Origin of the sequence: Paraburkholderia bannensis NBRC 103871 (genome assembly GCF_000685015.1) — a bacterium.
Lineage (GTDB): Bacteria > Pseudomonadota > Gammaproteobacteria > Burkholderiales > Burkholderiaceae > Paraburkholderia > Paraburkholderia bannensis.
On sequence record NZ_BAYA01000028.1, the window covers coordinates 66,893 to 92,311 of the forward strand.

Below are 25,419 nucleotides of genomic sequence, written 5' to 3' on the forward strand. Positions count from 1 at the left end.
CGAATGTTGTCGAACGCATCAGAACGTGTGATTCATGGCGATGCGCGCAACCACCTGATGCGAATTCGACGATACGCCCGCTGAACCCGGTACGTAGGCGCCATCGAGCGCCGTGCCGGTATTGCCGCCCGAGACGGCTTGATAGATTACCTGGCCGTACACGGACGTGCGCTTTGAAAACAGATACTTCACCATTGCGCCCCACTGGTTCCAGTGCAGCGAAGCGCGCCCGGTGTCCTGGTCGAGCGCCGCATGCGTATACGTGTACATCGCGCCGACGATCACGGCGGGCGTCACGTTGTAACGCGCATTGACTTCGATATTGTCGAACTTGAGGCTGCTATGTTCGCCCAGTCCGAGCGCGCCAACGTAAATCGAACTTTGCGGATCCATCACATTGGCGCGCGTATAGACCAGGCCTAACGTGGCCTCGCCGATTCCGTAATTCGCGCCGATGCCCCACGTTTTCTGGTTGCGCGCGGCAAAGCCCATATCGTCGGAAGCAATCGCGCCCGATGCATTGGCGCCCGGCGCGCCCAGATCGGCATATACGGCAGCGAGTGTCAGCGTCTGCCACGTGTAGTTCAGCCCCGCGCTGAAAATGCGGTTGTTGGCGAACGCACCGGCCTGGTTGCTGAAGCCATAGAGCGCTGTCGCCGAGAACCCAGCCCATGTGGGACTCGTGTATTTGACGGCGTTGCTGGCGTGATAAGTGGCGTCGGTATTGTCGTTGTCGAGTGGATGCGAGAACAGAAAACCGGCCCAGTTGCCATTGGCGGTGAGCAGACCCACCGTATCGGCGACCGAATCGAACTGACGCCCGAAGGTGAGCGTGCCATAGCTGTCCGATTGCAGTCCCACATAGGACTGGTAGCCGAACAGGCGGCCGCCATATGCCGCCGCGCCATTGTCGAGCGCGAAGCCGCTTTCCAGATCGAAGATCGCATGCAGGCCGCCGCCTAGATCCTCGCTGCCCTTGAGGCCCCAGCGGCTGATCGCGAGATCGCCGCTTGCGGTCTGCCATGACGACTTGCCGCCGACATTGCTTGCGTAGTTAAGGCCTTCGTCGATGACGCCGAAAAGCATGACGCTGCTTTGCGCGAAAGCGTGCGAGCTAAACGCACCAAGCGCGCTAAAAATAAGGAATCCTGCGGAATTGGCGATTGCGGATTTTTTCATTTGAATGGGGGCCGTTCCTGTTTGATTGATTGTGCGCGAGAAGATGCCGCACACATCAAGCAGGTGTCGTGCCAATGCTCGCACGCTTGCAGGACGGTCAAAAGACGCGCTTTATGTCTCAAGGTGAGGCGCGTCTCGTCTCAACTTGAGACCGCACGCGCGAGCGCAAGCGACGGAACAAAACGCTAAAGGGAAGGGGGGAATCAGGCCTGCGCCTGTGAATAGCCGTGCGCGTCGAGCCAGTGACGAACGAGCCGGGCCTGATCGGCGTCGAGCGCACGCAGCACCTGTTCGGCGGGCTGTTTGCGCAGCGCTTCGACAATGGGCGCGAGCGGCACGCCTTGCAGGTGCCAGACGCCCAGCGGCTGATCGGGGCTCACGACCACATCGGCTTCGGAGATCAGGTTGCCGTCGATGACGGGCGCGCGTTCGATGTTGAGCTGGCTGAAATCGGCGCTCACATGCAGCGGCGCGTCGTCGGGCCAGAGGCGGCGCGCTTCCCAGAATGGCCGCGCGGCCCAGCGTTGTTCCAGCGCGTAAAAGTCGCGGCCGGTGCGCGCGAAGCGCATGAAAAGCTGTTCGATGCGTTGCTGGTGAAAACGTAGCGCGAGCGAGGCGCGTTCGGGGCAACTAAGCAGCGTGTGAATGACAGCGGGTGCCTGGAGCGCGGACGATAGCGACTGAAAGATGCCGTTGCCGGACAGCGGATCGACGGCCATTGCCGCGTCGCCCACGCGCAGCCAGTTGCTGCCGCCCGTACGCCCGCACAGCGTGGGCGTGCTGCTACGCGCATGCAGGCGGACGTCGGTGTCGGCGTCGCGCGCGAAGAAGTTGCTCGCCAGCGGCGCACGGCGCATGCGCGCGCAGAATGCTGGCAATTCGTCGCGCTGCGGGAGTTCTGCGCTTGCCACGTCCAGTGTCATTTGCCAGTAGCAGCGGCCATCGGGCAGGCGCGCCATCCACGCCCAGCCATCCTGGAGGCTTTCCACCGCTGAGGCTGCCGCGCCGCGTTCGCCCTGCCAGACGTTCAGGAGACTTAAGGTTTGTGGCCCGCGCGTGGCGTCGCGCATCAGTGGCGCGAGACGGCCACGCGCTTCGACAAGGAATTCCGCGCGCAGCGACAGCGGGCCATCGCAAGTCTCGATCATGAGGTCGTGGCCCGACGGTGCGGTTTGCACGCTGCGCACGTTGGCCTCGATGACTTCGACATTCGCGCTGCGCAGGTCGTCGCGCAGCGCGGCGTCGAACACGCGCCGGTCGACCAGATATTCCGCGTTGAGCGTTTGCAGCACGCCGTTCCAGAGCGTCGTGCGTGCGCTTGGGCCCGCGACGGCGTTGGCGGCGCGATGCAGTCCCGCGTGACGCAGGCCTTCGATCACGCGCGGCGACATGCCCTCGACGGCGTCGAAGCGCCGCCAGTCGCTCACCACCTGCACGGCGTAGCCGAGGCCCGCGAGCGAGCGCGCGACGGCGGCGCCCGCCGGGCCCGCGCCGAGCACGACGATGCGCGGCGCGCTCATGATGCGTGCGTGCGTCTTTCGACGCCGATAAAAGCCGCGTTGGCGCGCAGCCAGGCGAGCAGGGCGTCGCGGTTTGCGTCGCGGCTTGCTTCTGCATGGCGCATGAGCCACGCGGCGGCGTGGCCGCTCAACGCGGCGGTGGCGATGCTTGCGCCCGCTTGCGTCGCGCCGTCGCTGCGCACGAGTGCGCCGAATTCGGCTTGCGCGCTGTCGAGCCATGACCATTGCGCGGCATTGCAGCGCGCATCGCCCGTCACGCGCACGACGCCAGGATAGCTCGACGGAAACACGGGATCGCCTTGTGCAGGGCACGCCGCGCAGACCACCACGCCCGCATCCACCGCGTACGCGCAGGCTTCGCGCAGTGCTGTGCGATCGGCGCGCACGCCCAGGCTCAGATTGATGAGGCTGACACCTTGATCAACGAGCCAGCGCATCGCGTCGGCGATCTGCAGCGGCGTGGTTGCTGCGCGATCGCGAAACACTTGCGCGACGCAAAAACGCGCCTCGGGTACATTGAATGCAATGCGCTCCAATACGGCGCTGCCATGCCCGAGCCGATCCGCGATGGCTTCACGCCGATAGACCTGCATATCGTCGCCGAGCAAGAAGGCCGCGCTCGTGTGCACATGCACAGCCTGGTCGGCGCGATAGCCGCTATCGACAATCCCCACGCGCAATTCAGTGCTCATGCGCGGCTCCCTGCGATTCGCGCATCACCAGCCGCCCGTCGATCAGGTCGAAATGCAGATCGGCGTGCGCGAGCGTCGCTGCGCGATGGCTGATGAGGATGCGCGTGCGCGTGGCAAACAGCGTGTCGATCTGGGCGATCACTTCGCGCTCGGTGGCTTCGTCCACGGCGGAGGTGGCTTCGTCGAGCACGAGGATCGACGGCTCCTGCAAGAGCGCCCGTGCAATCGCGATGCGCTGTTTCTGGCCGCCGGAAAGCTGCTGGCCGCGCTCGCCGATCTGGCTGTCGAGTCCTTCGGGCAGTGTCGCCACCAGCGCATCGAGTTGCGCGGCATGCACCGCCAGTGCGACCTGTTCGCGGCTGGCATGCGGTGCGCTGTAGCGCACGTTGTCGGCCAGACTGCCGCGAAACAGCACGATGTCCTGACTCACCACGGCCACGCGGCGGCGCAGTTCGTCCAGATGCAGGTCGCGCAGGTCGACGCCGCCCAGGCGCAGCGTGCCCGCTTGTGGATCGTAAAAGCGCTGCACCAGGTCGATCAGCGTGGACTTGCCCGCGCCCGATGCGCCCGCGAGCGCGATCTTGCGGCCGGCAGGCAGCACGGCGCTCGCACCGCGCAGCACACCGTGCGCGCGTTCTTCATGCGAAAACCAGACGTCGTCGAATTCGAGCGTGCTGTCGTCAGTGGGCGCGGCAGGCGATTCGGGTTCCTGAACGATCACGGGTTCGTGTTGAAGCTCGACCACGCGCGTGAGGCTCACGGTCATGCGCTGGAGCGCGACGTAGAGGCCCAGCAGGCTTTTCACCGGCCCGACGGCCATGCCGAGGTAGGTCGTGAACGCGATGAGCGCGCCCAGTTGCCATTCGCCTTGCACGACCCAATAGCCGCCGACCAGGAACGCGCAGGCGCGCGAAATCGACGTGAACAGCCCCGGCACCGACTGCGTGAAGAACTCCGTCACCTGAAGCTTGAGCAGCCGATCCATATACCGGTCGCCGAACTGTTCGAGCCGCGCGCGCTCCGCATTCTGCTGCCTGCTTGCCTGGATGAATTTCATCGCGGGCAGCGTTTCGACGAGAAACGAAGACAGGTCGGCGGCGCTTTCGCGCAGGCCGCGCGCGTCGCGCTCGACCTTGCGGCGCATCCAGCGAAGCCAGAGGGCCTCGAAGGGGATCAGCACCGCGACGAGCAACGAGAGCTTGACCGACAGCGTGAGCAGCAAAGCCACGGAGCCGAGCAGCCCGATCACGCTCGACACGGCGGAAAATAGCGCATCCAGGGCGAAGCGCTGGATTTCCGCAACGTCGCCATCCAGGCGCGAAAGCAGGTCGCCAATGCGCCGCCGTCCATAGAACGAAGGCGGCAGCTTTTGCAGGTGGGCGTACACGGCGCTGCGCAGCGCGAACAGCACGCGGCCCGAAAGACGCGTATGCAGATAGCGGTTCACGCCGCCCAGCATAGTGCCGACCAGCCCCGCGCCGATCATCGCCAGCGCCAGCACGAACAGCATCGAAAAATTGCGCCCAACCAGCCCGCGGTCGATCATCTCCTTCGTGATCCACGGCTGCACGAGCACGAGCAGCGACGCGCAAGCCGATAGTGCGAGCAGCCCCGCAATCGCGAGCCGATGCGGCCGCACGAAACCGTAGAGCCACGCCATCGACACTTCGAGGCGCGCGCGGTCGTCGGTTTTCGCAAGACGGAGCAGCAGGTTCAGCATAAACGTGGGTAGCGTATCAAGTCAGGGGCGCAGCCGCTTGAGCTTGCGGTACAGCGTAGCGCGGCTGATGCCGAGCGTGAGCGCCGCCGCCGCGACATTGCCGTCATGGCGCGCGAGGCTCTCGCGGATCAGTTCGTCTTCATGCTTGCGGATCAAGCCATGCCCGGCTGGATGGGTCGCGGCAGGGCAGGCGCCGTCGATAAAGCCGTCGCAAAGATGGTCGAGGCCGATCTCGTGTTCGTCGTCGGCGCGAACGGCAAGCGCGGTGCGCAAGACCATTTCGAGCTGGCGGATATTGCCCGGCCACGGGTGCGTGCGAAATACTTCGGATAACTCATCGCTGACATGAACGTCCTGGGCATTCAGACGTTCCATCAGCGATGCTGCGATCAGGTCGATGTCGTCGCGTTCGCGCAGCGCGGGCAATGCCACGCTTACGCCGTTGATGCGGTAGAACAGGTCTTCGCGAAAGCTCTTGTCGCGCACCATTCCGGCCAGGCTGCGGTGCGTGGCGCAGATCACGGCGATGTCGATGGCCTGTTCTTCGCCCGCGCCCAGTGGCGCAACCTTGCGCTCCTGCAGCACGCGCAGCAGGCGCGCCTGAAGTTGCAGCGGCATGTCGCCGATTTCGTCGAGAAAGAGCGTTCCGCCATGCGCCTGCATCACGCGCCCGAGCATGCCGCCCTTGCGCGCGCCCGTGAATGCGCCGTCGCGATAGCCGAAGAGTTCGGATTCGATCAGGCCTTCGGGAATCGACGCGCAATTCACCGCGATAAACGGCTTGCCCGCGCGTTCGCTCGCTTCGTGCAGCGCCCGCGCGACGACTTCCTTGCCGGTGCCGGTCTCGCCTTGCACGAGCACCGGCAATGCGTTGTCCAGGCCGCGCCGCGCCATCTGCAACGCGCGCAGCAAGCGGCCTTGCCGGCCCGCGATTTTGACGAGACCCGATTCGCGCGCGCCTGAGGTAGCTGGGCGTGCGTTGAGCGAACGCGTCGCGCCACTGCCGGTATTCGAAGCTGCGCGTCGCGGCGCGCGCAGTACGCGCAGTGCGAGATCATGCGCGACGTCCGCAATATCCAGCGTATGCGCCTGGCCGATGAACGCAGCGAAACTCATGCCGCGCAGGCTCGCGCACTGAAGGCCGACGATATCCGCGCGTGCGAGGCCCAGCAGTTCGCAGGCCTGCGCGCTTGCGGCGACGATCGTGCCGTCCTCGCGCACGGCAAGCACACCACACCACGTCGATTCGAGGTAAGCGCGATGGGGATGAAACGCGATGACGAAATGATCGGGAAAGAACGCTTCGAAAAGGCGTGCTTCGATATGGCTCGCCGCCGCGCCCACCATCATCGACAACGTGTCCTGCGCGAGCGGCAACTGGCCGTCACGCGTGAGATCGAGTACGCCGATCACCTTGCCATGCGGATCGGCGATCGGCAGCGAACGGCATGAGAAGCGCGCAAGGCGCCCCAGAAAATGTTCGCCGCTGTCGATCGCGACCGGACGGCCTTCGACCAGCGCCGTGCCGAGCGCATTGGTGCCGCGTAGCGACTCCGTCCACGTTGCGCCCGGCGACACGTCGCCGATGCCCAGATCCGCGAGCGCGCCCGAATTGCCTTCGACAGAAAGAATCGTGGCCTCTGCATTGGCGAGAATCACGATGCCTTGCTGGCCGCAACGCTGGGCGAGGAATTCGAGATCAGGCGTCGCGGCGTCGAGCAGCATGCGGTTGGCATCGCGCAGTTCGGCGAGGTCGCGAAACTCATGCAGGTTGAGCAGCGCATCGTCATGGCAGCGCACGCCGTGTGCAACGCTGCGTCGCCAGGAGGCGTCGATCTCCATGCGCAGCCAGCCCTGCGGAACGAGGCTGTCCGAGCGCAGGCGCTGGCGGATCAGTTCAGCGGCGTGTTGCCGGTCGGCCAGCGCCGGCATGGGAGGAAAGGAATCGTGCAAGCTGTCCCCCTTGACCTTGGATGGTTGATTGCGTGCGCCGCCTTGCAGAATGCCGCGCTAAACGAAGGGCTAATCTGGCACGGTTGCCGCGATAAGTCCATCCGGTCAAAAACGCATTCCATCGCTTTAAAAGCAGGGAGGAAAGCCGGCGAGAAAGCGCAAGCCGTGCCAGTGCAGCCCGGTTCAGGCTTTTTTGTTGTAACCGTTGCACCAGCCCGCGGCGGCCACGCGCTTGCCGCCAAAGAGCGGGCAGTTCGCAGCGGCATCGCTGGGTTTGCCCTGATAAAACGTACAGTTGCCGCAATCCTGGCCTGCGGAATAGCGTGCGAATTTCGCTTTATCGACTTGTTTTGCATCGGCGCGATAACCGAGCGCCTGGGCGGCGGGATCGGTTTCGGCGACGAGCGGGGCTTCGGCGTACGCCGTGCGCGCGAGCGGCAATGAAACGAGCGTGCTGGCAGAGGCAATCAAGAACGAACGGCGCGATTGACGGGTTAAATCCATGGCAGTTTTATGACGTTGTAGTGTGAGGAATGCGCGCTTTAAGTGCGCTTGCCGCGCGTTTTTAAAAGCGCGCGGCGTTGGGGGGATAAAGCGCTTTAAACGTTCATCAGCACCGATTTGATTTCGGTGTAATGCTCGATGGCGGCTGCGCCCATTTCGCGGCCAAGGCCCGACATGCGATAGCCGCCGAAGGGCAGCGCCGGATCAAGCGCGCTGTGGCAATTGACCCAGACCGATCCCGAGCGGATCTTTGGAATCATGCGATGCGCGGCGCTCAGATTATTCGTCCAGATGCTCGCGCCCAGTCCATAGCGTGTGTCGTTGGCGAGCTTCAAGGCATCGTCGATGGTGTCGAACGGAATCGCCACCAGCACCGGCCCGAAGATTTCCTCCTGCACGAGCGGGCTTTTCTGCTCGACATCGACAATCACCGTGGGCTTGACGAAGTAGCCCGGCCCAAACTGCTCACCGCCGCACGCGACCTGCACGCCTGCCGCGCGGCCGCGTTCGATATAGCCATAGACGCGCTGCTGCTGCTTGAGCGAGATGAGCGGGCCCATTTCCGTGGCCGGATCCAGGCCGTTGCCAATCTTCATGCGGTTGGCAATCGATGCGATGTCGCCCACCACGTTGTCGAAGTGCTTGCGCTGCACATAAAGGCGCGAACCCGCGCAGCACACTTGCCCCTGGTTGAAGAAGATCGCGGTGGCGGCGCCTTGCGCGGCGGCCACTGGGTCGGCGTCGTCGAGCACGATGGTCGGCGACTTGCCGCCCAGTTCGAGCGTGATGCGCGTCATCGACTCCATCGCGGCCTTGCCGATCAGCTTGCCCACTTCGGTCGATCCCGTGAAGGTGAGCTTGTCGACATCGGGGTGATGCGAAAGCGCAGCACCGGCTTCGACGCCCGTGCCCGTCACGACGTTGAACACGCCCGGCGGATAACCGGCTTCCAGCGCAAGCTCCGCGAGCTTGAGCGCGGTGAGCGGCGTTTCGTCGGCGGGTTTGAGCACCACGGTGCAACCCGTCGCAAGCGCGGGGCCGAGCTTCCAGCACGCCAGCAGCAGTGGGAAATTCCACGCGACGATTGCGCCCACCACGCCTACGGCTTCGCGGCGCGTGAAGCCGTGCAGGTGCGCGTCGGGCATCAGCGGCGCTGAGACCTCGACGGTCGAGCCTTCGATCTTGGTCGCGAAACCCGCCATATAGCGCAGGAAATCGATACCCAGTTGCACGTCCATCACGCGCGCGACGGCGGCGCTCTTGCCGTTGTTCAGGCATTCGAGTTCGGCGAGCATGGGTGCGTCGCGCTCGATCAGGTCGGCGAAACGCCACAGCAGGTTCTGGCGCTCGCGCGGGCGCATACGGCTCCATGCGGAATCGTCGAAGGCGCGGCGCGCGGCCTGCACGGCGCGGTCGACGTCTTGCGCACCGGACTTCGGCACATCGGCGAGATGCGCGCCGGTGGCCGGGTTGTAGACGGGCAGCGTCGCCCCGCTGGCAGCGTGCACCCACTGATCGCCGATCAGCATGGTGGGCGCGCGTTCGATAAACGCCTGGGTTTGCGGCAGCAGTTGCGGGAGGGTTGCGGGCACAGCCTGCATGAGTGGTTCCTCGCTCGTTGAGTCGACCGGGGTCTGGATTGCCCCGGCCTGGATTGACCTGTCGAGGAGCGCGTCAAGCAGCTTCTGTACCAGATGGCTGGCGACATGCATTGCATGCACGCTTAAAGCATTGATGCGATGGCGTTCCCGAACCGCGCACGAATGCACTGGGCAAAACCGGACAAATGCGCTCAATCAGCCGATCTGTCTCATTTTGAGAATTTGCATGAGACATGAGACGAGACGGAGACGACGCAATGCGTGCGGGCGCATCAAATTAGGTGTGTCGATGCGCAAGCGAATTATTTTTCGTATCGGTGATTACCCGGAACTCGCATTAAGAAAAGCCCTTGTTTTAAGGCATGAATGCATCGGATGGCGCATAGAATCGCATTGGCACGCCCCATGCTTAATGCTCCGCCGAAGCATTGCAGCGCCTCACAATCCTTATGCGAAGCGATACGGAAACACTCGCGCCGCGTGAGACGAAACGAGACAGGCCACAGAGAACCCGGTAAAGGAGCGAAGCCTTGTTCATGAATTTTCATTTGCGCAACCGCTCGTCGCGGCTTGCTATTGGTGCTCGCGGCGCTTGCCTCGCGAGCCTCATGTTGCCGCTTGCCTTCGCCGCCCCTGCCGCGCGCGCCCAGAGTGCAGTCGAAACCCGCGATGCGCCGACCATCATCAGCCAGACTTGCGCCGCGTGTCATAGCGCGGAATCGAAGGACTCGTGGAGCCGCATCAGCCATCAACGCAAGACGCCTGAAGGCTGGCTCATGACAATTGGGCGCATGCAGACCATGCACGGTCTCGTGATCAGCGACGAAGACCGCCAGATCATCGTCAAGTATCTCGCCGACCGCCAGGGCCTCGCGCCCAGCGAGACCGCCGATGCGCGCTACGCGCTCGAAAGGCGCCTGAACACGCAGGAAGTGCTCGGCTCCGACGAGTTCAAGGAGATGTGTGCGCGCTGTCACTCGGCGGCGCGTCCGCTGTTGCAGCGCCGTCCTGTCGCCGAGTGGGACAGGCTCGTGAATTTCCACCTCGGGCAATGGCCGTCGATCGAATATTCGGCGATGGGTCGCGACCGCGACTGGCTCAACGTCGCGCTCAAGGACATCGCGCCGATGCTCGCGCAGCAGTATCCGTATGAGAGCGCGCAGTGGGCGCAGTGGCAGAAGACGCGCCCGAAGGCGACCTCGCTCGCGGGGGCGTGGAGCTTCGCCGGCCATATGCCGGGACGCGGCGATGCTGCGGGCGTGATGACAGTGACGGGCGGCACGAAAGATACCTTCAAGGTGACGCTCAAAGGCCATTTCGCCGATGGCGGCGCGTTCGACGGCAGCGGCACCGCCGTGCTCTACGACGGTTACGAATGGCGCGCGAGCATCAAGGTGCAAGGCGTCGAAATGCGCCAGGTGCTGGCCGCCACCCGTGGCGAAATGAAGGGCCGCATGTTCGACGAAGGGCACGACGAGCGCGGTCTCGACTTCGACGCGGCGAAGCTGGACGCGAAGGGCGCGCCGCGCATCCTCGCCGTGCAGCCCGCATTCATCAAGGCAGGCGAAAGCACCGAGTTGACCGTCGTTGGCGCGAATCTGCAAGGCACGCCTGACTTCGGCCCGGGCGTGAAGGTGGATGGCGTGGTGGCGCGCTCCGCGCAGGCGATCCGCGTGCGGGTGACGGCGAGCGGCGACAGCGCCGCGGGTACGCGCACCGTGAGCCTGAACAACAACGCTAACAACGCGCAGGGCGGTCAATTCTCGGTCTATCGCCAGATAAAGGATGTGAAGGTGGTGCCCGAGTATGCCGTCGCGCGCATCGGCGGCAACGGTGGCCCGCTGCCGAAGGTCGAAGGCCGCTTCGACGCAGAAGCATGGGGCGTGGATGCAGCGGGCAAGCCGTTCCGTATCGGCGTGGTGCCGGCGAAGTGGTCGGTCGAGCCGTTCAACGAGCAGGCGAAGGACGATCGCGACGTGAAGTTCTCGGGCGCGATGCAGGCCGCCAATGGCGTGTTCACGCCGGGCGACGCCGGCCCGAATCCGGCGCGGCGCATGTCCACCAACAACACCGGCAATCTCAACGTGATCGCCGCAGTCGAGGACGCGGGGCAGACCGTGACGGGCAAGGCCCATCTGATCGTGGGCGTGCAGCGCTGGAACAATCCGCCGATTCCTTGATGCGTACCTCAGCGTCAGTCGTGAAGGCGCGCGGCAAGAGCACGCGCGTCGCAATCGCATAGCACCGGAACGAATGCAAGGAGAGTGAGATGAACGGCATGCTGAACGTAGTCGAGCGCAACGTCCACGAAGTGCAGGTAGACGACGCGCGCCTGATGTTCCATGTACCGAGCAGTTCGCTGTTTGCCGCCGATCGCATGACGGCCGCCATCATCGACGCACTGCGCGCGAGCAGCTGCACGGCGGACGAACTGTTCGCGCGGCTGGCGAATACATCGGCGCGCAGCGACCGCGTCGAGCTGAACGAAACGCTCGAAGAACTCATGGCGCTGGAAGTGGTGAGCGACGGCTCGCCGCTCACGCCCGAAATCGGCATCAAGCGGGTGGAGCGTGTGGCGCTCAATACCGTCGTGCTCAACGTGAATACGGGCTGCAACCTGAGCTGCACGTATTGCTACAAGGAAGACCTGGATACGCCATCGGCCGGGCGGCGCATGGACCTGGAAACGGCCAGGGCGTCGGTGGAAATGCTCATCGAGCAGTCGCCCGACGAGCCGCGCTATACCGTGGTGTTTTTCGGCGGCGAGCCGCTGAGCAACCGCAAGCTCATCGAGAACATGGTCGAGTATTGCGAGCTGCGTTTTGGCGCGCTGGGCAAGGGCGTCGATTTCGTCATGACGACCAACGCGACGCTCCTGACTGAAGAGATTGTCGACTGGCTCGACGCGCATCGGTTTGGCCTGTCCGTCAGCATGGACGGCCCCCGTTCCGTGCACGACCTGAACCGCCGCACCGTGGGCGGTACGGGGACTTACGATGTCGTGCGCCGCAAGGCGGAGATGCTGCTCAAGCGCTATCGCAGCCGCCCGGTGGGCGCGCGCGTCACGCTCACCAGCGGCGTGACCGATATCGCGGGGATCTGGGATCATCTCTTCAACGAGCTTGGTTTCGCCGAAGTGGGCTTCGCGCCGGTGACGTCCGGTGCGCTCGATACGTTTAATCTGCAGCCCGAAGAATTGAAGCGCGTATTCGACAACATGAAAGCGCTCGGGCGGCGCTACCTGGCGGCGGCGCTGGAAAATCGCAATATCGGCTTCTCGAACCTGCATCAGCTGATTACCGATATTCACGAAGGCCACAAAAAATCGCTGCCCTGTGGCGCGGGCCTCAAGATGCTGGCGGTCGATCACCAGGGCGAACTGAACCTGTGCCATCGCTTTACGGGGTCGACGCTGCCGACGTTCGGCAACGTGCATACGGGCGTCAAAACTGAGGCGCTCACGGACTTTCTCTCGCAACGGCTCGAACGCGAAGGCACGGGCTGCGAGACCTGCCGTATCCGCAACCTGTGCTCGGGCGGCTGCTATCACGAGAGCTATGCGCGCTACGGCGATCCGCAGCATCCCACCTACCACTATTGCGAGCTGATGCGCGACTGGGTGGATTTCGGCATCGAAATCTATAGCCGCATCATGGCCGGCAATCCCGCGTTCATCGAGCAACACATCACTTCGCGCAAGGCACACTGACATGAAACATCTCAAGCCGCTCAACAACAAGGCGAAGCAACTGGAGCAGGCCGCGGCCGAAGACCGCCTCGAAGAAGTGGTCGCGATGACCTCGGTGGCGGGCTGTACCGCGACGACCGATCCCGGCTGGGAAGTGGACGTGTTCGGCGGCGTGGCGTCGCTGTGCCAGCCGATGGAAGCCGATCTCTACGGCTGCTCCGATCCGTGCTGGTGGCCCGCGCAGGTGCCCGACATGATGACGACCTTCCAGGACTGGAACAAGACGGCCGCCGATTCGGGCAAGGACTGGCGCAACCTCGGCAGCGTATTTCCCAAAGACAACTAAGCCACGCGACCCTGAGAGGACACATCATGGCATTGAGGAAGCAGATCGCGTGCGCCGCGCTGGCCGCATTCATCGTCGCGTCGCCCGCGCTCGCGCAGACGGACGCCGCGTCCGAGGTGGGTGCCGCAGTGGGCGAGAAACTCGCGGCGAATACAAGCGCACCACTGGCGAGCGGGCACGAATACCTCGCGGTGACGAACTACCCGAATAACCTGAGCGTGATCGACACGGCCACGGACAGCGTGGTCAAGACCTGTGCGCTGCCCGATTCGTTCGGCCCCGGCACGATGCAGATCAGCCCCGACCGCAAGCGCGCCTATGTGCTGAACAATCACTACGGCGATCTTTACGGCGTCGACCTGGACAGCTGCAAGACCGTGTTTCATGCGGCGCTCGCGCAGCAATGGGACGAGCGTGCGCGGGCGATGTTCTCGATTGCGGTGAGCCCGGACGGCAAGGAGATCTACAGCGTCGTCAATCCGACGAAGATGAACCGCGACAGCTATGAAGTGCAGGCGCCGCGCCTGCAAGTGTGGTCGACCGAAGGCGGCATGGAGGCCAAGCCGATCCGCAGCTTCCCCGCGCCGCGCCAGACGACCATGATCCAGGCGGCGGACGATGGCTCGCTGTTCGTGGTCGGGCCGGATATTTACCGCATGAATGTGCAGACCGGCCAGTACGATGTGGCCGTGCCGTTGCGCAACTGGACGCGCCCGCTCTATGGCCGCCCGGACGTGCTGTACGTCTGGCCGCAGCAGCGCCCGCAACACGCGTTCAACCTGCTCTATACGGCCGACCGCTTTCCCGACGAAAAGAAAGACCCGTCGAAAGCGCAGACCATGTACGGCTATGTCGATATCGACCTGAAAAGCGGCAAGGCCGCGCTCACGGATTTCGCGCCGTTCACCGAGGTCTATTTCACGGGCGGGCGCTCGCCGAAGGATCCGAACGTGATGTACGGCGTGCTCAACCGTCTGGCGAAGTACGACATCAAGCACGAGAAGATGGTCACGAGCGCGGCGCTCGATCATTCGTACTACTGCCTGTCGCTCAACAAGGAAGGCGACAAGATCTACCTTGCGGGCACCTTCAATACCGTGGCCGTCTATGACGCCGATTCGCTCAGGAAGCTCAAGGACATCCCCTTGCCCGGCGGCGACATGGCGATCACCACGGCGCAGATCTTCACGCGCTAGGCGTGACGACTTGCGCCGGGCAGGGGGCGTTAGCGATTCAACGCGTTACCGCGTGGGCACGCCGGCGCGCCAGTCGTCCCAGTGCGCGACGATGTCCTGCACGAGCGGGTTGCCCGCGCGATAGAGGTTTTCGAGCGCGGGGGCGAAGCCGCCCTGGCTCGCGTAGTTCAGCAGGTTCGACGCGCTCGACTGGCCCTTGTACGGACGGTCGAAGTCCGAGCCCGCGCGCAGCACCGCCACGCGGTCGAGGTCGACGCGCTGCGTGGCGGCGGCGCGCTTGAGCGCCTCGTAGGTGGCGTTGTCTTCCTGCTGCGTCATGCAGTAGACGCCCTTGCCGCCCGTGAGCTGGCGCGTGAATTCGGTTGCACGCGCACCGAGTTCCGCGCCCGACCACCACGTATCGCCCGCAATCGAATCGCAGCGGATCACACCAGGCGCGCGATTAGCGGGCGCATAGCGGTATTTCGCGCGCGCGGCCTTCGCTTCGGGGCTATCGGACAGTTGCACATCGTGGCTCAGTGCATAAGCCGCCGACGTCAGCTTCGCGTTGAGCTGGAAGACCTCGGTGCGGTAGTCCAGCGCCGGTTTTTCGCCGGGACTTTTGGTGTTGATGCCGAGATAACCCGTGCGCCAGCCCTTGGGACGGCGGTCGGGATCGATCTCCCATTGCAGGCCGAAATCGACGAGCCAGTCCGACCATGCCGCCGATCCGACCGTACCTTGCTGCGGATTCACGCCTGCAATCCCTGCCACAAGAAAGTACGTCTGGCGCAGGTCGAATTGCGGCGCGAACGCCAGCGCCATCGTCGATGCCGCGGCGTTGGAATGGCCCATGCCGGTCGTCATCACGCACACATCGTCGTGATTGCACTGCACGGCGGGATAGTCGGGCGAAAGGCCCGCGACCGGGATGCTGTCCCACGGGCCGAGCTTGTCGAGCCAGGTCTTGGCCTCGGGCGCGAACATGGTGACGATCATGACCTTCACGGGCCGCGCGCCGCTTGCCGTGCCCTGTTGCACGAAGGCGCCGGGCGCCGATGCCTGCGCGTCAGGCTGCGAGCCGCTGGCGGCGCAGCCCGCCAGCACGAGCGCGCCGAGCAATGCGGTAAGACGGAAACGAGTGACGAAAGGCGTAGTGTTGTTGTTCATATGCGCGTTGGGTTTTCGTGACGTTCGGTGCCGATGTGGAGATACATCGGCCCGACATCATAGTTGCCAACGGCTTGTGACGCGTGCGGCGTGCCACGTCGTGCAGCGTCGTAAGACTGGAGCGGCTGGAGCGGCTAGAGCGACTCTTTCGTGACCAGCGTGACCGGCGTTTCGATGTAGTCGGGCAGGTCGTCCTGGGCGCGATGTTCCTGGCAGGCCTGCAAGGCCACGTCGAGGCCGTAGACGGCCTGCTTTTGCCCGAACTGATCGAGCGTCGCGAGCACGCGGCCGTCCTTGATCATGGGCTTGATCGCATCGCTGGCGTTGAAGCCGGTGATGAGCACGCGGCCCGTGAGCTGGGATTCGCGCACGGCGTCCACGGCGCCGCGCGCCATGTTGTCGTTCGCGCACAATAGCGCCCGGATACCCGGCCGCGCCGCGAGGATCGATGCCGCCGCCAGGCGCCCCTGGCCATATTCCCAGTTGCCCGATTCGACGCCGACCACTTCGATCTGCGCGGCCTGCATGGCGTCGCGAAAGCCCGCGGTGCGCTGCTGCGCGTTGAGATCGGCGGACACGCCTTCGATGATGCCGACACGATCGCCCGCGTGCAGCTTGCGTGCGAGATAGTCGCCCACGCGCCTGGCCGCGCGCCGGTCGTCGGGGCCGACGTAGGGGATATGCAGGTGCGCTTCGCGCAGCGCGTCGGCGTCGAGCGGATTGTCGATCGCGAGCGTGAGGATGCCGTGCTGGACGCTGCGGCGCGTGGCATTCACGAGCGCGCGCGAGTCGGACGGCGCGAGCACGATCGCATTGACGCCCTGCTTGATCGCCATATCGACGAGACGGATCTGTCCGGCTGCATCGCTTTCCGACTGGATGCCAAGCACCGTGAGCCTGAACGGATAGGGCGCGTGCGCCTGGAAGACCTTGGCGGCGGAGATCATTGCCGTCGTGAACGGATCGGGCAGGTCTTTGAGCACCAGCGCGATGGCGGTGTCGCGTGCAGCGCCCAGGCCGCTGCGGGCATGCGCGGCGCCGATCGCGGCAAGCAGGCCTGCGAGCACGAAACGGCGGCGTTGTGGTTCAAACATGGCGTGAGCGGCGGTGCTGGCAGCGCCGGGTGGATCGGATGGGTGGAAGTTTAAACGAGGCGTGGGCGCTGCGGTACGGCTATCTTCGAGGCGGCCTTCAGGGCTTTTCCGCGGCCTGGGCGCGCGCGGCCAGATGCTCGACCATGCGCTGGGCGGCGGGCTGCAAGGCGTCGAAGGCGCGAAAGCAGACGATGAAGCGCCGCTTCGCCCAGGCGTCGCTGAGCGGCACCAGCCGTACGTTGAGGATGCGCGTATAGCTGCGGCCGACTTCCTCGGGCACGACGCTGATGCCCAGGTTGGCGGCGACCACACGGAATGCCGCATCGAAATTCGATACGGTCGCGCGGTAGTCGACGGTGCGCCCGCTGCGTGCCGCCGCGCGCTGCAACAGCGTATGCACGGCCGTGGACGGGGGCAGGCCCACATGCTCGTAGCCGAGCGTGTCCGCGAAAGCCACCGTCTTGCGGCGCGCGAGCGCGTGGCCCACCGGCACCGCGAGCGCGAGCCGGTCGCTGCGCCAGGGCCGCGCTTCCAGGCCGCCCAGCTCCACGTTGTCCCAGCACACGCCCACCGATGCCACGCCGTCGCGCACGCGTTGCACGAGCTCCTTCGAGGTGCGCTCGTCCACGTTGACCCGGATGTTCTCGTGCGCGGGCATGCGCATGAACGATGCGAGATCGTCGAGCAGCGACTCTGCGATGGCCGACGCCGACGCGCACACGCTCACGCTGCCGCGCAGGCCGCTGCCGAACGCGGCGATGTCGCTGACCGCGCGCTCAAGCGTGAAGATGACGCTGCGCGCATGCTCCAGCAGCGCGACGCCTGCCTGGGTGGGCTGCACGCCGCGCCGCGAGCGCGTGAGCAGGGGCACGCCGAGATCGGCCTCCAGTTGCGCGATGCGCTTGCTGATCGCGGAAGGTTCGATATGCGCGTCGCGCGCTGCATGGCCCATGTTGCCGTGTTCGCAGACGGCCACCAGCAGGCGCAAGGTCTTGATGTCGATATCGTGCATGTGGGTTTCCCAATCGGAAACTTGGCGGTTCCAAAATACCGCTTTATGGATCAGCGGGAATGTCTAAAGTTAGCACAGCAGTTATCACACCAGTTAGCGCATCGTCAGTGCGCCACCCAAGGGCGTACCAGGTCGAATCATCAGGAGACATTCCCCATGCCCATCTACCCAGCGCGCGCGACGCTACGCGAAGTCGGCTTGCGCGACGGCCTGCAAAGCATCGCCACCGTGCTGCCCACCGAGCGCAAGATCGAATGGCTGCGCGCGGCGCACGCGGCCGGCCTGCGCGAAATCGAAGTCGGCTCTTTCGTGCCCGCGCGCCTGTTGCCCCAACTCGCCGATACCGCCGACCTGGTCGCTTACGCGCGCAGCCTGCCTGGCCTTTCGGTCTCGGTGCTGGTGCCCAATCTCAAGGGCGCGCAACGCTCGCTCGAAACGGGCGCCGACCTGATGCTCGTGCCGCTCTCGGCGAGCGAGGCGCATAGCCGCGCGAACCTGCGCAAGACGCCCGAGGAAGTCGTCGCCGAAGTCGCACAGATGCGCGCCGCGCGCGACGCTTCGGGCGCGAAGACGCTGATCGAAGGCGGCATCGGCACGGCGTTTGGCTGCACGCTGCAAGGCCATGTTGCAGCGGACGACGTGCTGCGCTACATGCAGGCGCTGCTTGACGCGGGCGCAGACCGCGTGAGCCTGGCCGATACGGTCGGCTACGCCAATCCGCGCGCCGTGCGCGAGCTGTTCGGGCGCGCGCGTGACATCGCGGGCGAGCGGCTCTGGTGCGCGCACTTTCACGACACGCGCGGCCTGGCGCTCGCCAACGTCTACGCGGCGCTGGAAACGGGCGTGACGCGTTTCGACGCGTCGCTGGCGGGTATCGGCGGTTGTCCCCATGCGCCGGGCGCGAGCGGCAACGTGGCGACCGAAGACCTGGCCTTCATGCTTGCCGATATGGGCATCGACACCGGCATCGATATCGACGCCTTGCTGGCGCTGCGCGCGCAGGTGGCGCAATGGCTCTCGCACGAAACGCTGCACGGTACGCTCTGGCGCGCGGGTTTGCCGAAGACTTTCAACGCCGCTGTCCAGGCAGTCGATTCGTTATCCTGAGGATGCTATGAGCACAGCAAACATGAACGCCGATAAGGCCGCGGCCACGCGGCTTCCGCTCGACGGCGTGCGCGTCGTCGAATTCACGCACATGGTCATGGGGCCGACGTGCGGGATGATCCTCGCCGATCTGGGCGCCGAAGTCATCAAGGTCGAGCCGCCGGGCGGCGACAGGACGCGCAACCTGCCGGGGCTGGGCATTGGCTTTTTTCGCTCGTTCAACCGCAACAAAAAAAGCGTCGTCATCGATATCAATACGGAGGAAGGGCGTGCCGCCGCCGTCGAATTGATCGGGCAGTGCGACGTCATGCTTGAGAATTTCCGGCCAGGCCTCATGCAGAAACTGGGCCTCGACTATGCGACGCTCTCGCAGCGCCATGCGCGACTGATCTACGTTTCGCACAAGGGCTTTCTGCCTGGGCCCTATGAAAACCGGCTCGCGCTCGACGAAGTCGTGCAGATGATGGGCGGCCTTTCCTATATGACCGGCCCGGCGGGGCGGCCGCTGCGCGCGGGCACGTCGGTCAACGACATCATGGGCGGCATGTTCGGCGCCATTGGCGTGCTGGCGGCGCTGCGCGAACGCGACGTGAGCGGACGCGGCCAGGAGGTGCAGAGCGCGCTGTTCGAGAACTGCGTGTTCCTGAGCGCGCAGCATATGCAGCAATACGCAATGACGCGCGAAGCGCCGCCGCCCATGCCGTCGCGCGTGTCCGCATGGAGCGTGTACGACGTCTTCACGCTGGCCGACGACGAACAGCTGTTCATCGGTGCGGTGAGTGACAGGCAATTTGTTACGCTATGCGAAGTAATCGGCTGTCCGGAGCTGGCGGCCGAGCCGCAATACGCGAACAACGCCTTGCGCGTGGCCGCGCGCCCCGAACTGCTCGCGCGTCTGGACGAGGTGCTCAAGACGCATCGCATCGCGGAGCTGATGCCGCGCCTCGAAGCGGCGGGCGTGCCTTATGCGCCGATCGTGCGTCCCGATCAATTGCTCGACGATCCGCATTTGAAGGCGAGCGGCGGCCTCGTGCCGATGCAGACCGACGACGGCGGCGAAACCGATGTCGTCCTGCTGCCGCTCATGATGGACGGGCGGCGTCCGGGCGTACGTCAGCCGCTTGCGAAGGTGGGCGAACATACCGAAGAGGTGCTTGCGCGCCTGGGTATCCATAGCCCGGTCTAGCGACGTGATGCGACGTTAAGTATCGCGGGCCAATGAAGCCCGCGCGCACAACAACATGGAGACAGACAATGCAACGCACCCTCACCACGGACGATGCGCTCGCACCGCCTCTGGAGCGCGCCGGTTCCGCGCAGGCAACGGCGGCGGCGCTGTCCGCGCGGCTCGATCGCCTGCCGGCCACCTGGCAGCTGTGGAAACTCGTGCTGCTGATTTCGCTGGGCGGCTTCTTCGAAGTTTACGACCTGATTTTTACGGGTTATATCGCGCCAGGCATGGCGAAAAGCGGCCTGCTGCAAACCACGACGTCGAGCTTCTTCGGCTTCAACGGCATTGGCGCATTCGTCGCCGCGACGTTCGCGGGACTGTTCGTCGGCACTTTCTTCCTGGGCTGGCTGCCCGATAGATTCGGACGCCGAAGCGTATTCACTTTCTCCTTGCTGTGGTACTCGATCGGCTCGATCGTGATGGCGTTTCAGCACTCGTCGGAAGGCCTGATTCTTTGGCGATTCATCACGGGCATAGGCGTAGGCATCGAGATCGTCACGATCGACAGCTACGTCACGGAGATGGTGCCCCAGCAGATGCGCGGGCGCGCGATGGCCTTCAACCAGGCGATCATGTTCGCGGCCGCACCGGCTTCGGCCTTGCTGTCGTGGTGGCTGGTGCCGATTGCGCCGTTCGGCGTCGACGGCTGGCGCTGGGTGGTGCTGGCCGGTGCGCTGGGTGCGGCGCTCGTGTGGTTCGTGCGCCGTGCCGTGCCGGAAAGCCCGCGCTGGCTCGCTACGCACGGACACACCGAGGCCGCAGAGCAGGCGATCGTGCGCCTGGAACAGGCGGCGGTGCGCGAGAGCGGGCGGGAACTGCCGCCGCCCGCGCCTGTGCCGAATGTGCCTGCGCATCGCCGCGCCACGCTGGCTGGACTGTGGCAGGCCCCTTATCGCGGGCGTCTCCTGATGCTGGTGGCGTTCAACCTTTGCCAGGCGATTGGCTATTACGGCTTCGCAAACTGGGTGCCGACCTTGCTGATCGGGCAGGGCGTGCACGTCACCCGCAGCCTGCTTTACGCCTTCGTGATTGCGATTGCGCTGCCGTGCGGCCCGCTGCTCGCGATGCTCGTGGCCGACCGTATCGAGCGCAAGTGGCTGATCGTCGGCTCGGCTTTCGCGGTGCTGGTCTTTGGGTTGATGTTCGCCCAGGCGCGCGGTGCCGCGGCGCTTGTCGCGCTGGGCATCCTGATCAGTCTTGCGGGGCAGATGATCTCGGTTTGCTATCACGCGTATCAGGCGGAGCTGTTCCCAACCGCGGTGCGGTGCCGTGCGAATGGCGTGGTGTATTCGGCGAGCCGCGTGGGCGCGATGATGTCGGGTTTTACCATCGCCGCGCTGTTGCGCGATGGCGGCGTGCAAGCGGTGTTTGCCGGGATTACCGTCTGCATGCTCGTGGTGATGGTGTCGATTGGCGCTTTTGGGCCGCGCACGAATGGATTGTCGCTCGATGAGCTGTCGCACTGAGGGCGGGGGCTAGCGCTGCACGTGGAAAGGGCCGCCGGATCGTGTGATCCGGCGGCCCTTTCTGGTCTTGCTGCGCATGATTTAGCTTGGCTCAAGCTCGGTAAAGTTTGTATTTAACGAGAAAAATGTATGGATTCTGCAAATGCAGTCAGGGCGATATCCGGTCTGCGAGCCACTCGTGGAATGCAACTAACAGCCAGTCCCGCGCGCCCACTTTGAATGGCGAAGAGAAACGGTACGCGGGCGTCCAACGCACGAACTTCGGCCGTCTTCAGATGGGGAGCCGATATGAGCAGGCTGGAGCACGGTGATCGAGGTTTCGAAACGACCGAAGAAGCCTCGGGGCCAACCGTCAGCGCCGCCAACCCCTAACGCTGTCATCACAGCGCCAGCACTACGACTTCAAATTACGCGCCGCCGCTGCGCAGCCCGCATCCATCAGCGGCTCGACCATCGCGCGCCTTTCGTCGGGCAGGAAATCAATGCTCCACACAAGGCGGCAACGCCCGCCCGGTTCAACCTCGTCCGCGACGATTTGCATGGACGCCGCGTAATGCTCGAAATTCGGCCCGCAGACCGTATAAGCCACGCGCATGGATGCGTCGTCGATCTTGACGATGCGCTCCTGCACCACATTGCCGTTCGCAAACGTGACGCTGCGCAGGTCGCCGTCAACCTGCACATCGGTGAGCACGCCTGCGAAGACGCGGGCGATATTGCGCGAGTCGCGCAACGTGGCCCAGGCGCGTGCCGCGCCGCAGTCCAAAGGGATGTCGCGGTAGAGTGAAGCCATCGTCGTGTCTCCCTGGCGGGACGTCGGATGGCGCCAGTATGCGCGCCCGGCTCGAAAAATCTGCACGAAACGGTTTGAAGCCGCTCAGTGCGAATGCCGGTGATGCACGTCCGGAAAATGCGCGTGCGTATGCGTGAGCGGCACATGATGGTGCGCGTGGGTGTGCGGTTCGGTGCCGTCCCAGTCGAAATCGTGTTCATGCCGATGATGCGCGTCGTGCCGGTGCCGATGCGTATGGTCGAGCGGCTCATGCGTGTGCTCATGCTCGTGCCGCTCGCGCACGTGCAGCCACACGCCCAGCGCCATCAGCGCCAGCGCGGCCCAGAAGGTGATCGCGGGCCGCTGCGGCCAGAGCATCAGCGAGATCGCCACGCCAAACAGCGGCGCCACCGAGAAATACGCCCCCGTGCGCGCGGTGCCCAGGTTGCGCAGCGCGACCACAAAAAGCACGAGGCTTACGCCGTAGCCCGCGAAGCCCACCACCATGGCTGCCGCGACGCGCATACCGTCGGGCCAGTGCGCGCCCAGCCAGAACGCCACCAGCAGGTTGAAAGGCCCGGCCGCGAGGCCCTTGAGGCAGGCGATCGTCATGGCGTCGTTGGCGGAGACTTTGCGCGTGAGGTTGTTGTCGATGGCCCAGCACAGGCACGCGCCCACCACGAACAGCGCGCCTGGCGCGAGTCCCGCGTGCGGCCCGCTCCACGAGAGCAGCACGCCGCCCGCGACGATGGCGGCCATGCCCAATGCGATCTGCGTATCGAAGTTTTCGCGGAAGCAGACCCACGCGATCAGCGCGGTGAGCACGCCTTCGAGGTTGAGCAGCAGCGCGCTGGTGGCCGCCGGCGTCGTGACGAGTCCAAGCATGAGCAGCGCGGGGCCCGCCACGCCGCCCGCGACGATCGCACCGGCGAGCCAGGGGACTTCGGCGAGGCGCAGCGGCGCGTGTTCGGGCGGGGCGTCGGCGCGGCGGCGCAGCCTGCGCACGAGGATCGCGACGGCAAGGCCCGCGCCGCTGCCCAGATAGAAGAGACCGGCCACCATGAAAGGCGGCAGCGTGCCGAGGAGCGCCTTGGCGAACGGCGTGGCGGCCCCGAACAGCGCGGCGGCGGCGAGTGCCGTGACGATGGCGTGAAGATGCGATTTCATGGCGGAAGCACGTGGGTTTGCCCGCGATGGCGTGCGGCGGGGATAGCGAAATTATCGTCGATGGAACGTGCAGGGCCGCAGTGACCGGATTCGCCAGTGGTTTTTCTGAATGTTATGTTATAACATCGCGAAATTCATCCGAAACAGATCGAAAAGGAGCCTCCGATGGACTCACGCCTGCCGGTGACGGTGCTCTCCGGCTTTCTCGGCGCCGGCAAGACGACGCTGCTCAACCACATCCTGAACAATCGCGAAGGCCGCCGCGTGGCCGTCATCGTCAACGACATGAGCGAGGTGAACATCGACGCCGCGCTGGTGCGCGACGGCGGCGCACAGCTCTCGCGCACCGACGAAAAGCTCGTCGAGATGAGCAACGGCTGCATCTGCTGCACCTTGCGCGAAGACCTGCTGCTGGAGGTCGGCGAGCTTGCGAAAGCGGGGCGCTTCGATCAGCTGGTCATCGAATCGACGGGCATATCCGAGCCGCTGCCGGTCGCCGAAACCTTCACGTTCGCCGATGAGCGCGGCCAGAGCCTCTCCGACGTCGCGCGGCTCGACACCATGGTGACGGTGATCGACGCGTTCAATTTCCTCGCCGATTACGGCTCGCAGGACAGCCTGGAGGCGCGCGGCGAGTCGCTCGGCGAGGAAGACCAGCGCACCGTGGTTGACCTGCTGATCGAGCAGATCGAGTTTTGCGACGTGATGGTCGTGAACAAGATCGACCTGATCGACAGCGCTGCGCGCGCACGCCTCATCGCCATCCTGCGCGGGCTCAATCCGCGTGCGCGCATCGAAATCGCCGAGTTCGGCAAGGTGCCGCTCGATCGCGTGCTCGATACGAAGCTGTTCGATTTCGACGAAGCCGCGAAAGCGCCCGGCTGGTTGCAGGAACTACGCGGCGAACACACGCCGGAGACCGAGGAATATGGCATCGGCAGTTTCGTCTGGCGTGCGCGTCGACCGATGCACGCGCAACGTTTCTGGGATCTCGTGAATAGCGAATGGCCGGGCGTGGTGCGCTCGAAGGGTTTTTTCTGGCTCGCGAGCCGGCCCACCCATGCCGGGTCGTGGTCACAAGCGGGTTCCGTGTGCCGTCACGGCGCGGCGGGCCTCTGGTGGGCCGCCGTGCCGAAGTCGCACTGGCCCACGGACGAGGAGTCGCTCGCGTTCATCGACGACAACTGGGACGAGAACGTCGGCGACGCGCGCCAGGAGATCGTGCTCATCGGGATCGATATGGACGAAACCGCCTTGCGGCAGCGCCTGAATGCCTGCCTGCTGGACGATGCGGAAATGGCCGCGGGCCCTCAGGCATGGGGCGATTTCGCGGATCCGTTTCCCGCGTGGGGTGGCACGGCGCCAGAGGAAGATGAGGCGCACGAGGCGCACGGGTCGCACGATTCGCAGCAAACCAGCGTCATCTGGTGAGGGTGCAGGGCAATGATCAGAAAGAATCCGCGCGGCGACCTGCCCGTAGTGCACGAAAGCGCGTTTGTCGATCCGACGGCGATCCTGTGCGGGCGCGTGGTGGTGGGAGAGGACGTGTTCATCGGCCCGTACGCGGTGATTCGCGCAGATGAAACCGATGCGAATGGCGAGATCGAACCCATCGTCATCGGCGCGCATTCGAATATTCAGGATGGCGTAGTGATTCATTCGAAGTCGGGCGCGTCGGTGACAATCGGCAACCATACGTCGATTGCGCACCGGGCGATCGTGCATGGCCCGTGCAGCGTGGGCGACCATGTCTTTATCGGCTTCAATAGCGTGTTGTTCAACTGCTCGGTTGGCGCGCGCTGTGTGGTGCGGCACAACGCGGTGGTGGACGGCTGCGACCTGCCGGAGGGGTTCTACGTCCCGTCGACCTTGCGGATCGGAGCGGCAACCGACCTGGCGACGATTCCGAAAGTGTCGGCAAGCGCCGCGGAATTCTCCGAAGACGTCGCGCAGACGAATAACCGCCTGGTGCGCGGCTACCGGCGGATTGCGAACGAGCTTTGAATCGAACTTTGAATCGAG

General features: G+C 64.8%; 21 protein-coding genes. 9 read left to right on the forward strand and 12 right to left on the reverse strand.

Features of this window, described 5'->3' with window-relative positions; translation table 11 throughout:
- Positions 1 to 18: 18 nt before the first annotated feature.
- The 7 genes from BBA01S_RS30630 to BBA01S_RS30660 all read right to left on the reverse strand — a co-directional run bounded on the left by BBA01S_RS30630 (position 19) and on the right by BBA01S_RS30660 (position 9,169).
- Positions 19 to 1,179, reverse strand: coding sequence for a porin (locus tag BBA01S_RS30630; protein WP_042298165.1), 1,161 nt, complete (start codon positions 1,177 to 1,179; stop codon positions 19 to 21).
- 203 nt (positions 1,180 to 1,382) lie between these two features.
- Positions 1,383 to 2,699 (reverse strand): flavin-dependent monooxygenase QhpG, encoded by a 1,317-nt coding sequence (gene qhpG, locus BBA01S_RS30635; protein ID WP_027819781.1) that lies wholly within the window; start codon positions 2,697 to 2,699, stop codon positions 1,383 to 1,385.
- On the reverse strand, positions 2,696 to 3,391 hold the full coding sequence (gene qhpE / locus BBA01S_RS30640) for a subtilisin-like serine protease QhpE (protein WP_027819782.1): 696 nt from the start codon (positions 3,389 to 3,391) through the stop codon (positions 2,696 to 2,698). Before qhpE ends, qhpG begins: the two co-directional genes overlap by 4 nt.
- Positions 3,381 to 5,111, reverse strand: a complete 1,731-nt coding sequence (locus BBA01S_RS30645) for an ABC transporter ATP-binding protein (protein ID WP_027819783.1) — start codon at positions 5,109 to 5,111, stop codon at positions 3,381 to 3,383. The genes qhpE and BBA01S_RS30645 overlap by 11 nt, the downstream gene beginning before the upstream one ends.
- 21 nt (positions 5,112 to 5,132) lie before the next feature.
- Complete coding sequence (locus tag BBA01S_RS30650) at positions 5,133 to 7,064, reverse strand: sigma-54-dependent Fis family transcriptional regulator (RefSeq protein ID WP_245641636.1); 1,932 nt, start codon at positions 7,062 to 7,064, stop codon at positions 5,133 to 5,135.
- A gap of 183 nt (positions 7,065 to 7,247) precedes the next feature.
- Positions 7,248 to 7,568, reverse strand: a complete 321-nt coding sequence (locus BBA01S_RS30655; protein WP_042298166.1) for a high-potential iron-sulfur protein — start codon at positions 7,566 to 7,568, stop codon at positions 7,248 to 7,250.
- A 95-nt stretch (positions 7,569 to 7,663) separates the two neighbouring features.
- Entirely contained in the window at positions 7,664 to 9,169 is a 1,506-nt protein-coding gene (locus BBA01S_RS30660; protein WP_174479189.1) for an aldehyde dehydrogenase family protein, read from the reverse strand.
- 536 nt (positions 9,170 to 9,705) lie between these two features.
- Here BBA01S_RS30660 and peaA point away from each other — a divergent pair.
- The 4 genes from peaA (at position 9,706) to peaD (ending at position 14,399) form a co-directional block, all read left to right on the forward strand.
- A complete protein-coding gene (peaA, locus tag BBA01S_RS30665; RefSeq protein ID WP_027819787.1) occupies positions 9,706 to 11,349 on the forward strand; it encodes a quinohemoprotein amine dehydrogenase subunit alpha in 1,644 nt (547 codons plus the stop codon).
- Between the two features lie 89 nt (positions 11,350 to 11,438).
- Positions 11,439 to 12,878: a quinohemoprotein amine dehydrogenase maturation protein gene (peaB, locus tag BBA01S_RS30670; RefSeq protein ID WP_027819788.1), complete on the forward strand. Its 1,440-nt coding sequence runs from the start codon at positions 11,439 to 11,441 to the stop codon at positions 12,876 to 12,878.
- A gap of 1 nt (position 12,879) precedes the next feature.
- On the forward strand, positions 12,880 to 13,203 hold the full coding sequence (gene qhpC / locus BBA01S_RS30675) for a quinohemoprotein amine dehydrogenase subunit gamma (protein WP_027819789.1): 324 nt from the start codon (positions 12,880 to 12,882) through the stop codon (positions 13,201 to 13,203).
- A gap of 26 nt (positions 13,204 to 13,229) precedes the next feature.
- The gene (gene peaD, locus BBA01S_RS30680) at positions 13,230 to 14,399 is read left to right on the forward strand and encodes a quinohemoprotein amine dehydrogenase subunit beta (protein ID WP_084162658.1); all 1,170 of its coding nucleotides are present in this window, start codon (positions 13,230 to 13,232) and stop codon (positions 14,397 to 14,399) included.
- A 45-nt stretch (positions 14,400 to 14,444) separates the two neighbouring features.
- On the opposite strand, the gene BBA01S_RS30685 is transcribed toward peaD, so the two are convergent.
- The 3 genes from BBA01S_RS30685 to BBA01S_RS30695 form a co-directional block, all read right to left on the reverse strand.
- A complete protein-coding gene (locus BBA01S_RS30685) occupies positions 14,445 to 15,548 on the reverse strand; it encodes a purine-nucleoside phosphorylase (protein WP_042298167.1) in 1,104 nt (367 codons plus the stop codon).
- A 134-nt stretch (positions 15,549 to 15,682) separates the two neighbouring features.
- A complete protein-coding gene (locus BBA01S_RS30690; protein WP_027819792.1) occupies positions 15,683 to 16,642 on the reverse strand; it encodes a substrate-binding domain-containing protein in 960 nt (319 codons plus the stop codon).
- Positions 16,643 to 16,739: 97 nt separating this feature from the next.
- Positions 16,740 to 17,654, reverse strand: coding sequence for a LysR family transcriptional regulator (locus BBA01S_RS30695; RefSeq protein ID WP_027819793.1), 915 nt, complete (start codon positions 17,652 to 17,654; stop codon positions 16,740 to 16,742).
- Between the two features lie 156 nt (positions 17,655 to 17,810).
- Here BBA01S_RS30695 and BBA01S_RS30700 point away from each other — a divergent pair, with 156 nt between their 5' ends.
- The 3 genes from BBA01S_RS30700 to BBA01S_RS30710 all read left to right on the forward strand — a co-directional run bounded on the left by BBA01S_RS30700 (position 17,811) and on the right by BBA01S_RS30710 (position 21,458).
- Positions 17,811 to 18,761: a hydroxymethylglutaryl-CoA lyase gene (locus tag BBA01S_RS30700; RefSeq protein WP_027819794.1), complete on the forward strand. Its 951-nt coding sequence runs from the start codon at positions 17,811 to 17,813 to the stop codon at positions 18,759 to 18,761.
- Between the two features lie 22 nt (positions 18,762 to 18,783).
- The gene (locus BBA01S_RS30705; protein ID WP_027819795.1) at positions 18,784 to 19,947 is read left to right on the forward strand and encodes a CaiB/BaiF CoA transferase family protein; all 1,164 of its coding nucleotides are present in this window, start codon (positions 18,784 to 18,786) and stop codon (positions 19,945 to 19,947) included.
- 68 nt (positions 19,948 to 20,015) lie between these two features.
- Positions 20,016 to 21,458 carry an MFS transporter gene (locus tag BBA01S_RS30710; RefSeq protein ID WP_027819796.1) on the forward strand — a complete coding sequence of 481 codons (1,443 nt, stop codon included), beginning with the start codon at positions 20,016 to 20,018 and terminating at the stop codon, positions 21,456 to 21,458.
- A 394-nt stretch (positions 21,459 to 21,852) separates the two neighbouring features.
- Here the strand turns inward: BBA01S_RS30710 and BBA01S_RS30715 are convergent, their stop codons facing one another.
- Positions 21,853 to 22,251 (reverse strand): SRPBCC family protein, encoded by a 399-nt coding sequence (locus BBA01S_RS30715; protein ID WP_027819797.1) that lies wholly within the window; start codon positions 22,249 to 22,251, stop codon positions 21,853 to 21,855.
- Between the two features lie 84 nt (positions 22,252 to 22,335).
- Positions 22,336 to 23,397 (reverse strand): DMT family transporter, encoded by a 1,062-nt coding sequence (locus tag BBA01S_RS30720; RefSeq protein WP_027819798.1) that lies wholly within the window; start codon positions 23,395 to 23,397, stop codon positions 22,336 to 22,338.
- Between the two features lie 165 nt (positions 23,398 to 23,562).
- On the opposite strand from BBA01S_RS30720, the gene zigA reads away from it, so the two are divergent.
- Both zigA and BBA01S_RS30730 read left to right on the forward strand, forming a co-directional pair.
- On the forward strand, positions 23,563 to 24,828 hold the full coding sequence (zigA, locus tag BBA01S_RS43465; protein WP_084162659.1) for a zinc metallochaperone GTPase ZigA: 1,266 nt from the start codon (positions 23,563 to 23,565) through the stop codon (positions 24,826 to 24,828).
- Positions 24,829 to 24,840: 12 nt separating this feature from the next.
- Entirely contained in the window at positions 24,841 to 25,401 is a 561-nt protein-coding gene (locus BBA01S_RS30730; RefSeq protein WP_027819799.1) for a gamma carbonic anhydrase family protein, read from the forward strand.
- Positions 25,402 to 25,419: the final 18 nt, after the last annotated feature.